7 protein-coding genes and 1 pseudogene are annotated in these 10,290 nt (G+C 75.1%); 7 read left to right on the top strand and 1 reads right to left on the bottom strand.

What is annotated here, in order from left to right:
* Positions 1-725: 725 nt before the first annotated feature.
* From L7D48_RS19855 to L7D48_RS19845, 3 genes are all read left to right on the top strand, one after another.
* The gene (locus L7D48_RS19855; RefSeq protein ID WP_003950432.1) at positions 726-989 is read left to right on the top strand and encodes a WhiB family transcriptional regulator; all 264 of its coding nucleotides are present in this window, start codon (positions 726-728) and stop codon (positions 987-989) included.
* Positions 990-1,381: 392 nt separating this feature from the next.
* The gene (locus L7D48_RS19850) at positions 1,382-5,146 is read left to right on the top strand and encodes a glycosyltransferase family 2 protein (protein WP_237880922.1); all 3,765 of its coding nucleotides are present in this window, start codon (positions 1,382-1,384) and stop codon (positions 5,144-5,146) included.
* Positions 5,143-6,696, top strand: a complete 1,554-nt coding sequence (locus L7D48_RS19845) for a DUF5719 family protein (protein ID WP_237880920.1) — start codon at positions 5,143-5,145, stop codon at positions 6,694-6,696. The genes L7D48_RS19850 and L7D48_RS19845 overlap by 4 nt, the downstream gene beginning before the upstream one ends.
* A 70-nt stretch (positions 6,697-6,766) precedes the next feature.
* Here L7D48_RS19845 and L7D48_RS19840 read toward each other — a convergent pair whose 3' ends face one another.
* On the bottom strand, positions 6,767-7,246 hold the full coding sequence (locus tag L7D48_RS19840; protein ID WP_237880918.1) for a metallopeptidase family protein: 480 nt from the start codon (positions 7,244-7,246) through the stop codon (positions 6,767-6,769).
* Positions 7,247-7,609: 363 nt separating this feature from the next.
* Here L7D48_RS19840 and L7D48_RS19835 point away from each other — a divergent pair, with 363 nt between their 5' ends.
* The 4 genes and pseudogenes from L7D48_RS19835 to L7D48_RS19820 all read left to right on the top strand — a co-directional run.
* Positions 7,610-8,005 (top strand): DUF3499 domain-containing protein, encoded by a 396-nt coding sequence (locus tag L7D48_RS19835; protein WP_237880924.1) that lies wholly within the window; start codon positions 7,610-7,612, stop codon positions 8,003-8,005.
* A gap of 50 nt (positions 8,006-8,055) precedes the next feature.
* Positions 8,056-9,414, top strand: a complete 1,359-nt coding sequence (locus L7D48_RS19830; RefSeq protein WP_237880916.1) for a phosphomannomutase/phosphoglucomutase — start codon at positions 8,056-8,058, stop codon at positions 9,412-9,414.
* 208 nt (positions 9,415-9,622) lie between these two features.
* Positions 9,623-9,793, top strand: coding sequence for a Trm112 family protein (locus L7D48_RS19825; protein WP_101258606.1), 171 nt, complete (start codon positions 9,623-9,625; stop codon positions 9,791-9,793).
* A gap of 34 nt (positions 9,794-9,827) precedes the next feature.
* Positions 9,828-10,290: pseudogene (locus L7D48_RS19820) on the top strand (mannose-6-phosphate isomerase); the annotation flags it as partial.

Here is a 10,290-nt window from a genome sequence, read left to right as displayed (position 1 = left end):
GAGGAGGGGAGGGCGGGAGGCCGTAGCGGAAGGGTGCTTCCGCGTCACCGGCCGCCGGCGGTTCGGCCGTCCCGGCGGCTCGGTGCGCCTCGGAACGCCGGCGCCCGGGAAGACCACGGGGCCCGGAAGACCTCAGAGTCCGGGGAGCCTCGGAACCTCGACCCGGAACCTCAACGACGGCAACAGCGACAGCAGGCCCGGGCAGCGCGAAGGGCCCCGCGGTGGCGGGCCGGGCTGAACGAGCGGATCGCTGGCATGACACCAAGGAGAACGGGTACCTCGTCTCGCTGTCAAACGGCCGTCAACCGGACGGCCCGTTTGGCAGGCGGGTTTCACCACTTCCGGTCGCCCGGGCCGGCGAAAGGTTTATGCGCGCCTGGAGCGGACAAGTGGCGCAACATCCGCACGCACAAACGTCGTTGTGGATCTGTGATCAGAGTGTGATCGTGGTCGCTTCGGAGCGGGGAGGGCAACGTGGCCGGGTCCGGGCGCGTCCTTCCGGACGGGAGGGGTCGGTTGGGCGAGATGTCCGATCCGCCTGTCATGGTTTGTGATGATTTAAACACTTAATGCAAGGGTTTGGTTCCGCAGGGTGAATAACGGGCCCAATAGCAGATCTCGGCTTGACTCGCGTGGATGTACACACTTGTAATTTCACTCGTGTCGTTCGGCCGGGATCGATAACGACAGCATCACGGGGACGTAAAGACTGACGAGGGGCGCGCATGACCGAGCTGTTCGAACAACTGCTGGTCGAAGAGGCGGACGAGGAGCTCGGCTGGCAGGAGCGCGCGTTGTGCGCCCAGACCGACCCCGAGTCCTTCTTTCCCGAGAAGGGCGGTTCCACCAGAGAGGCCAAGAAGGTCTGCCTCGCCTGCGAGGTCCGCTCCGAGTGCCTCGAGTACGCCCTCGCCAACGACGAGCGCTTCGGCATCTGGGGCGGTCTGTCGGAGCGCGAACGCCGCCGTCTGAAGAAGGCCGCCGTCTGACGGACCGGCACCGCCCGTCCCCGCCCTCCCGGCGAACGTCCGCACAGCACCCCGGCCGTGCGGCCGCCTGACGAAGCGGCAGAAACGGCACAAGCCGCAGAACGCGGCGGAAGAAGAGACGCAAGGAACCGGCGGACGAAACGGCACAGGACACCGCACGGACCGCAGAGCACCCGATCCGCCCCCGCGCACCGCGCGGGGGCGGATCGCTGCGCGGGCGACCAGTACCCGGGACCCCGGACGCCGGGGCGCGTACAGCCATTAGTGTGGGGAGCCGTCCACGACGCGGCCGCCGAGCGCACGGCACCCGCGTCCAGCACACTTCCAGCAGTCCGACGCAGCAGCCTTCCGGGGGGCGACCCCCGGACCCCGGCCGGAGGGCCCCTACCCCGATGTCCGTGCACAGCCACCCGGCGGCCCAGTACGAGGCGGCCACAGCATCGTTCGCCTCGCCACGGCCCGAGACCGACACCGGCGGGCCGCCGGAGTTCCCCAGGCACGTCGTCACCGCCGTGCTCGTCTCCCACGACGGCGAGCGCTGGCTGCCCGACGCCCTGGCCGCGATCACCGGTCAGGAGCGGCCGGTGCAGGACGTGATCGCCGCCGACACCGGCAGCGCCGACGACTCCGCGCGGCTGGTCGCCGAGGCGCTCGGTCCCGACCGCGTACTGCACCTCGCCCGCCGCACCGGCTTCGGCGCGGCGGTCGGCGAGGCGGCCCGCACCGCGCCCGTCCTCGGCCCCGAGGACCTGCCCTACCTGAAGCGGCCCAGCGGCTGGGACCCGGTCACCCGGACCTGGCGCGACGACGCCTACGACATGCCCGAACTGCCCTACGGCGAACCCGTCCAGTGGCTGTGGCTGCTGCACGACGACTGCGCGCCCGCGCCGGACGCCCTCGCCGAACTGCTCCGCGTCGCCGACGCCGACGAGTCGGCCGCCGTCGTCGGCCCCAAGCTGCGCAGCTGGTACAACCGCCGGCAGCTGCTGGAGGTCGGCGTCTCCATCGCCGACAGCGGCCGGCGCTGGACCGGCCTGGACCGCCGGGAGCAGGACCAGGGCCAGTACGACCAGGTGCGTCAGGTGCTGTCCGTCTCCACCGCCGGCATGCTCATACGGCGCGACGTCTTCGAGCGGCTCGGCGGCTTCGACCGCTACCTGCCGCTGATGCGCGACGACGTGGACCTGTGCTGGCGGGCCCAGACCGCCGGGTACCGGGTGCTCGTCGCGCCCGACGCCGTCGTCCGGCACGCCGAGGCCTCCTCCCGGGAGAGGCGGCCCATCGACTGCGTCGGGCGCTCGGTCGCCGGCCCGCACCGCGTGGACAAGGCGGGCGCGGTCTACACACTGCTCGTCAACACCCCCGGGAAGAAGCTGCCCTGGGTCCTGCTGCGCCTGGTCGTCGGCACCCTGCTGAGGATGCTTGCCTATCTGGTCGGCAAGGTGCCCGGGCAGGCGCTCGACGAGTTCAGGGGGCTCATGGGCACCCTCCTGCGCCCCGAACGCATCCTCGCCGCCCGGCGCAGGCGCGGCAGACCCGCGGTGGCGCACTCGGAGCTGCGCCCCCTCTTCCCGCCCCCGGGCGCGACCGTACGCGCCACCGCCGAGCAGGTGGCGGGCAGCCTCGCCCGGCGCTCCGACCCCGACGCCTCCTCCGGCGCGCGGCACGGCGCCGTCGAGACCGGGCCCGGCGACGACGACGCCGACTTCCTGGAGGTCGAGCAGTTCGCCCGGCTGAAGCGGATCGCCCGCAAACCGGGGCCCGCGCTCTTCGCCGTGCTCCTCCTGGTCTCCCTGGTCGCCTGCCGCGACCTGCTGGGCGGCGGGGCGCTGGCGGGCGGCGCACTGCTGCCCGCGCCCGGCTCCGCCGCCGAACTGTGGTCGCGCCATCTGGAGATCTGGCAGCCGGTCGGCACCGGCTCCGCCGAGCCCGCACCGCCGTACCTGGCGGTCCTCGCCACGCTCGCCACCGTCTTCCTCGGCAGCACCGGGTTCACCCTCACCCTGCTGCTGGTCTGCTCGGTGCCGCTGGCCGGGCTCACCGCCTACTTCGCCTCCCGGCCGCTGGTCGGCTCCCGGCTGCTGCGCGCCTGGGGCGCGGTCGCCTACGCCTTCCTGCCCGCCGTCACCGGTGCCCTGGCGGGCGGCCGGCTCGGCACCGCCGTGCTCGCGATCGTCCTGCCGCTGATGGCCCGGGCCGCGGTCGCGGCCTCGGGGCTGCGGACGGCCGGGGACGACCGGCCGGGCTGGCGCCCCGTGTGGGCCCTGACACTGCTGCTCACCCTCACCACCGCCTTCACCCCCGTCGTCTGGCCGGTCGCCGCCGCCACCGCGCTGACCGTACTGGCCCTGCGGGCACGGCAGCGCGTCCACACCGGGGCGTACGCGGTCCGCGCCGCCGTGCTGCTGGCGGTGCCGATGGTGCTGCTGGCGCCGTGGTCGCTGGAACTGCTCACCAGCCCCTCGGCCTTCCTGCGCGAGGCGGGGCTGCCCTACGGCGAGGGCAGCGCCTCCGCCACCGGACTGCTGACCCTCGACCCCGGCGGGCCCGGGACGGTGGGCGGGATGCTCTTCGCCGGCGTCGTGCTCGCCGCCCTCGCCGCGCTGCTGCGCTCCGAGCGGCGCACCGCGATCCTGGCCGCCTGGACCACAGCCCTGACCGGCCTGCTCTTCGCCGCGCTCACCGGCGGCTCCGGCTGGGCCGGGCCCGCCACCCTCGTCTACGGCCTGGGCCTGCTGGCCGCGGCCGTACTCGGCGCCGAGGGCGCGCGCGGCCGGGTCGCGGCCCAGAGCTTCGGCTGGCGGCAGCCGGTCGCGGCCCTGATCGGCCTCGCGGCCGCCGTGGCGCCCCTGGTGGCCGCCGCGGTCTGGATGGCGGCCGGCGCCGACGGGCCGCTGTCGCGGCGCAGCCCGGTGCAGGTCCCGGCGTTCGTCGCCGAGGAGAGCGGCACCCGGGACCGGCCGCGCACCCTCGTCCTCGGCGGGGAGACCGGTGGCAAGAACGCCGGAGGCGGCACTTCCCCCGCGGCGACCCGGATCTCGTACACCCTCGTCCGCGGCTCCGGTGCCCGGCTGGGCGACGGCGACACGGCCCGCGCGGCCGGGGGCGACCGGCGGCTGGACGAGGTCGTCGCCAACCTGGTCGCGGGCTCCGGCGCCGACCAGGCCGAGCAGCTCGGCGGCTACGCCGTCCGCTACGTCCTGGTGCGCGACGGGGCGCCCCGCGAGATGAGCGCGGTGCTGGACGCGACCCCGGGCCTGTCCCGGCTCAGCCAGGAGGACGGCAGCGCGCTGTGGCGGGTGGACGCCCAGGTCGCCCGGATCACCATCGTGCCCCCCGAGGGGAAGGGCGGCGCGGCGGCCGAGCCGGTGACCGTCGCGGCCGGGCCGGTCGAGGCGCGCACCGACGTCCCCGCCGGACCCGCCGGGCGGGTGCTGCGGATCGCCGACGCCGCCGACCCCGGCTGGCGGGCCACGCTGGACGGGCGCCCGCTGAAGCCCGTCACCGTGGACGACTGGGCGCAGGGCTTCGAACTGCCCGACCGGGGCGGCCGGCTGGAGTTGGTCCACGAGACCCCCGTGACGCACACCGCATGGGTGTGGGCGCAGGGCTTGCTGATGTTGGTGGTGCTGGTCATGGCACTGCCGGGGCGCCGCCGGGAGATCGACGACGACCTGCCCGAGACGGCCGAGACGGTGCCGGCCCAGCCGGTGGAGGGCGAGGGCCGGCGGGCCCGCAGGCTGCGTGCGGCGCAGGAGGCGGCCGACGGTCCGCCGCCGGGGGCCGCACCGGGACCCGAGCCGGAACCGGCGTCCGGGCCGGGTCACGAGCCTGCGCCTGGCCCGGGGTACGAGCCGGCCCCGCAGCCCCAGCCCTCGTACGCGCCACCGCAGCCACCGCAGCCGCCGCAGCCGCCGCAGCCGCAGGGCTGGGACGGACAGCAGCAGTACGGGCGGCAGTACGAGGAGCGGTACGGGCAGTACGCCGGCCAGGGCGACCCGTACGCGCAGGGCGGGCAGCCCCGGCCCCCGTACGGCGGCACATACGAGGGCGGCACATACGAGGGCGGCGCCTACGGCGACACCTACGACGGCGGCTCGTACGGCCACGGCGCACAGGACGGCACGACGTACGGCGACAGGAGCGACCGCGCATGAACCGCACCGCCTACCCCCTGATCGGCGTGGTCGCCGCGCTGGCCGCCGTCACCGGCGTCGCGACGCTGACCACCCCCTCCGGCGAGCCCGCCGCCGGCCCCGCCGCCGTCCGGCTCCCCGTGGAACGCTCCACGCTGGTGTGCCCTCAGCCGGCCTCCTCGGAGGTGGGCGAGACCACGTACACGGCCTACACCCCCAAGGGCGGCACCGAGCGGAAGGAGGGCACGAAGAGCGCGGGGAGCGGGGCCGGGCTGCTGCCGGCCGGGAGCACCCTGGAAGGCGGCGGACGCGGCGGCGAGGACGGGAAGGACGGGAAGGGGGCCGACGAGCCCGACCCCGTCGTCCCCCTGGAAGAGCCCGGCGTCCCGGTCACCGCCGAGGCGGACAGCAGCGGCTCGCCCGCGCTGACCGGCTCGGCCGACGGAAGCCTCGCCCCCGGCTGGACGGTCCAGCAGACCACCCTCGTCACCGCGGGCACCGGCCGCGGACTGCTGGGGGTGTCCTGCACGGTGCCCGGCACCGAGTTCTGGTTCCCCGGCGCGAGCACCGCCAAGTCGCGCCACGACTACATCCACCTGACCAACCCCGACGACGCCCCGGCCGTGGTCGACCTGGAGCTGTACGGCAAGGACGGCTCGGTGAAGACCGAGAGCGGCGAGGGCCTCAACGTCCCCGGCCGCTCCACGGTCCCCGTGCTGCTGTCCACGCTCTCGCGCGAGCCGGTCACCAACGTGGTCCTGCACGTGGTGGCGCGCAGCGGCCGGATCGGGGCCCAGGTGCAGTCGCTCGACGAGAAGCTCGGCGGCGACTGGCTGCCGGCCTCCGCCGACTCCCGCGGCACCCTGGTCCTGCCCGGCATCCCGGCCGACGCCACCGCCGTACGCCTGGTGGCCTTCGCGCCCGGCGAGAAGGACGTGGACCTGAAGGTGCGGCTGGCCACCCCCACCGGCGCCATCACCCCCGCCGGCCAGGAGACCCTCCACGTCAGGAGCGGTACGACCGCCGCCGTGGACCTCGGCGACGTGACCAGGGGCGAGCCCGGCTCGCTGATCCTCTCCCCGGCCGAGGAGGGCGGCGGCGCCCGGGTCGTGGCGGCGCTGCGCGTGCTGCGCGGCGAGGGGGCGCGGCAGGAGACGGCGTTCATCCCCGCCACCGCGCCCGTCCGGGAGCGGGCGTCCGCGGCCGGGAGCGACGCCGAGGCGGAGAGCGCCGAGGACGGCGGTACGGTCCTGTCGCTGGTCGCGCCGGAGAAGGCCGCGAAGGTGCGGGTGACCGCGTCGGCCGGCAGCGGCGGCGGCGAACCGGTCAGCAGGACGCTCGACCTCAAGGCCGGCACCACGACGGCCGTCGACGATCTGCGGCCCGAGGGTGCGAAGGGGCGCTACGCGCTCACCGTCGAGCGGCTGTCGGGCGGGACGGTGTACGCGGCCCGGACGCTGTCCCTGGAGGACGACGGCATCCCGATGTTCACCGTGCAGACGCTCCCGGACGACCGGGGGACGGTGGCGGTGCCGCGGGCCGGGCAGGACCTGTCGGTGCTCGTCGACTGAGCGGGGGTGCGGCGAACGGGCCCGGGCGGCGCTCCTCGGAGGCGCGGCCGGGCCCGTTCCCGTCCCGGCCTCAGTCCTGCCCGTAGCGCGGGTCGATCGACTCCGGGGCCAGCCCGAGGAGTTCGGCGACCTGCTCGACGACCACCTCGTGGACGAGCAGCGCCCGGTCGTCGCGTGTCCTGGCGCGCAGCTCGATGGGCCGCCGGTAGACGACGATGCGGTCGGGGCGGCCGTCCCGCGCGGCCGCGTACCGGCCGAGCGGCACGCTGTCCGGTCCGTCGAGCCAGCCGTCGATCCAGCCGTCGGGCCCGCCCCCGCCCCCCGGCGCGGCCGGCGGCACCTCCTGCACCACGAACTCCACCCCGGACAGCTGCGGCCACTGCCTCTCCAGCCGGTCGGCGGAGTCGCGCACCAGGTCGTCGAAGGCGTCGGCGCGGCTCATGGCGAGCGGCACCTGGGGCGGCGCGATGGGGCCGCGCATGCCGCGTCCATGGCGATCCCGGCGACGCGGTCGCGGATCGGGCCGGCGGGGCGGTACGGGGTTGCTCATCACCTTGAGAGTAGCCGTCCGGAGGGGGCCGGGCAGCGGTGACGACGCGACCCCGCCCTCCGGCGCCGCCCCTCCCGCATCACCGGCTGCCGAAGACCGACCGGTTCCGTCCCCCACGTTTCCCCAGGGCTCTGTTTCGGACAACTCCCCGATCGATGATCGCTCCTCGATGACGGAATCCGAACGAAGGGGTAACGGTGCCTATGTCCGGCTTCCGTCCCGCCGCCAACCGGACTTTTCCGGCCCGCTCCAGGTCAGCCGGTCCGCCGCCGCGGCGCGGGATCCCGGTGGACCGGCACGACACAACAGGGTGACCTCCCGGGGAGTCGTCGCGGCCCGCTCAAGAGTGCGGTACCGTCCAACATCGTGAGCCCTGTACGTCGCTGTTCGCGCACCGCGTGCGGCCGCCCTGCCGTGGCGACGCTGACGTACGTCTACGCGGACTCGACGGCCGTCCTCGGCCCCCTCGCCACCTACGCCGAACCCCACTGCTACGACCTGTGCTCGGAGCACTCGGAGCGGCTGACCGCCCCGCGCGGCTGGGAGGTCGTCCGCCTCGCCGTGGACGCGGGCCCCGCCCGCCCCAGCGGCGACGACCTCGAGGCGCTGGCCAACGCCGTCCGCGAGGCCGCCCGCACCCCGCAGCGCAGGAAGCCCGCCCCCACCGAGCAGCCCGGCTCCGGCGGCGTGCGCGAGACGGATCTGATGGAGGTGGCTCGACGTGGCCACCTGCGGGTACTGAGGTCCCCCGAGAACTGATCGTCCCGATAGATTTGGGGCGTCGCCAGATACTCCAGAAGGGGTGGACCGTGCCTGACCTGTCACACATCGTGAAGGCGTACGACGTGCGTGGTGTGGTGCCCGACCAGTGGGACGAACCCCTCGCCGAGCTGTTCGGCGCGGCGTTCGCGACGGTCACGGGCGCGAGCGCGATCGTGGTCGGACACGACATGCGCCCCTCCTCGCCGGGCCTGTCGCGGGCCTTCGCCCGGGGAGCGGCCGCCCGCGGCGCCGACGTCACCGAGATCGGCCTGTGCTCCACCGACCAGCTCTACTTCGCCAGCGGCCGGTTCGGCCTGCCCGGCGCGATGTTCACCGCCAGCCACAACCCCGCCCGGTACAACGGCATCAAGATGTGCCGGGCCGGCGCCGCCCCCGTCGGCCAGGACACCGGCCTGGCCGACATCCGCGCGCTGGTGGAGGAGTGGGCCGACGCCGGGGCTCCCGAGCCGGTGGAGGAGCCGGGGACGATCACCCAGCGGGACGTGCTGGCCGACTACGCCGCCCATCTGCGCTCGCTGGTCGACCTCACCGCCGTCCGCCCGCTGAAGGTCGTCGTCGACGCGGGCAACGGCATGGGCGGCCACACCGTCCCCACCGTCCTCGACGGCCTGCCCGTCGAGCTGGACGCCATGTACTTCGAGCTCGACGGCACCTTCCCCAACCACGAGGCCAACCCGCTGGATCCGGCCAACATCGTCGACCTCCAGGCCCGGGTGCGGGAGACCGGCGCCGACATCGGCCTGGCCTTCGACGGCGACGCCGACCGCTGCTTCGTCGTGGACGAGCGCGGCGAGCCCGTCTCCCCGTCGGCGATCACCGCCCTGGTCGCGGAGCGCGAGCTGGCCAAGCACCCCGGCTCCACCGTGATCCACAACTGCATCACCTCCTGGTCCGTCCCCGAGGTCGTCAAGGAGGCGGGCGGCACCCCGGTGCGCACCCGGGTGGGCCACTCCTTCATCAAGGAGGAGATGGCACGCACCGGCGCGGTCTTCGGCGGCGAGCACTCCGCGCACTACTACTTCCGCGACTTCTGGAACGCCGACACCGGCATGCTCGCCGCCCTCCACGTCCTGGCCGCGCTCGGCGGACAGGGGGGCACCCTGTCGGAGCTGGTCGCCCGCTACGACCGCTACGCCGCCTCCGGCGAGATCAACAGCACCGTCGAGGACCAGGCCGGGCGCGCCGCCGCGGTGAAGTCCGCCTACGCCGGCCGCGAGGGCCTGACGCTGGACGAACTGGACGGCCTGACGGTCACGGCACCGGACTGGTGGTTCAACCTCCGCCCCTCCAACACCGAGCCGCTGCTGCGTCTGAACGTCGAGGCACGCGACGCGGAGACGGCCGCCAGGGTCCGCGACGAGGTGCTGGCGATCGTCCGCGCCTGACGGCCGGCCCGCCGGCCACCGCGCGGCGGTGCCGGAACCGGCCGCGGCCACCGGCCACCGGTCCCGGCACCGCCGCGCGGCCCCGCACAGCGACCCGGCGCGCCGCCCGCCGCGGCACCCGCCGACGGGGAGCGGACTCCCGGCGGTACGCTGACCGCACGACAGCACCACGAAGCAGCACAGCACACGCCCCGAAGGGACGCACCCAATGCCGCTCGAAGCCGGTCTCCTGGAGATCCTCGCCTGCCCGGCGTGCCACTCCCCCCTCCACGAGGAGGGCGACGAACTGGTCTGCGAGGGCAGCGGGTGCGAACTGGCGTACCCCGTCCGGGACGGCATCCCCGTCCTCCTCGTCGACGAGGCACGCCGTCCCGCCTGAGCACGATCGCCCCCGGCGACCGGAGAGGCCGCACATGCTGGACGAGACCCTGCTCGACGCCCCCGACGCCCTGACCGGAGCCGACACCCACGGCCTGCTGCGCAAAGCCGCCGCTTCCGGCGCCCGCGCCCGTACGGCCCTGCGGCACGCCACCGAGGCGGGACTGACCGAACTGCGGCCCGACGGCCGCCCCCGCGCCATCCTGGTCGCGGGCACCGGACCGGCCGTCGCCTGCGTCGCCGACATCCTCGCGGCCTTCGGCAACGGGGCCGTCCCCGTCACCCTGCTCCACCCCGCGGGCTCCCTCCCCGACCCCGGCGCGCTGCGCTGGACGCTGCCGGGCTGGGCCGGCCCGCTGGACCTGCTGCTGCTCGCCACCCCGGACGGACACGAGGGCGGCCTGACCGCACTCGCCGAGCAGGCGTACCGCCGGGGCTGCACCGTCGTCTCCGTCAGCCCCGCGCCCGCCCCGCTGGCCGAGGCGACCATCCAGGCCC

The organism is Streptomyces sp. ICN903, from assembly GCF_022015835.1.
Taxonomy (GTDB): Bacteria; Actinomycetota; Actinomycetes; order Streptomycetales; family Streptomycetaceae; genus Streptomyces; species Streptomyces fenghuangensis.
The sequence above is the reverse complement of the archived record's forward strand: the minus strand, read 5'-3'. Positions and strand labels throughout refer to the sequence as shown.

What these genes read in the sequence shown, in the direction of transcription:
- L7D48_RS19850 (WP_237880922.1), top strand. Translation starts at nt 1,382, where the DNA reads ATGTCCGTGCACAGCCACCCGGCGGCCCAGTACGAGGCGGCCACAGCA.
- L7D48_RS19840 (WP_237880918.1), bottom strand. Translation starts at nt 7,246, where the DNA reads ATGAGCAACCCCGTACCGCCCCGCCGGCCCGATCCGCGACCGCGTCGC.
- L7D48_RS19855 (WP_003950432.1), top strand. Translation starts at nt 726, where the DNA reads ATGACCGAGCTGTTCGAACAACTGCTGGTCGAAGAGGCGGACGAGGAG.
- L7D48_RS19845 (WP_237880920.1), top strand. Translation starts at nt 5,143, where the DNA reads ATGAACCGCACCGCCTACCCCCTGATCGGCGTGGTCGCCGCGCTGGCC.
- L7D48_RS19825 (WP_101258606.1), top strand. Translation starts at nt 9,623, where the DNA reads ATGCCGCTCGAAGCCGGTCTCCTGGAGATCCTCGCCTGCCCGGCGTGC.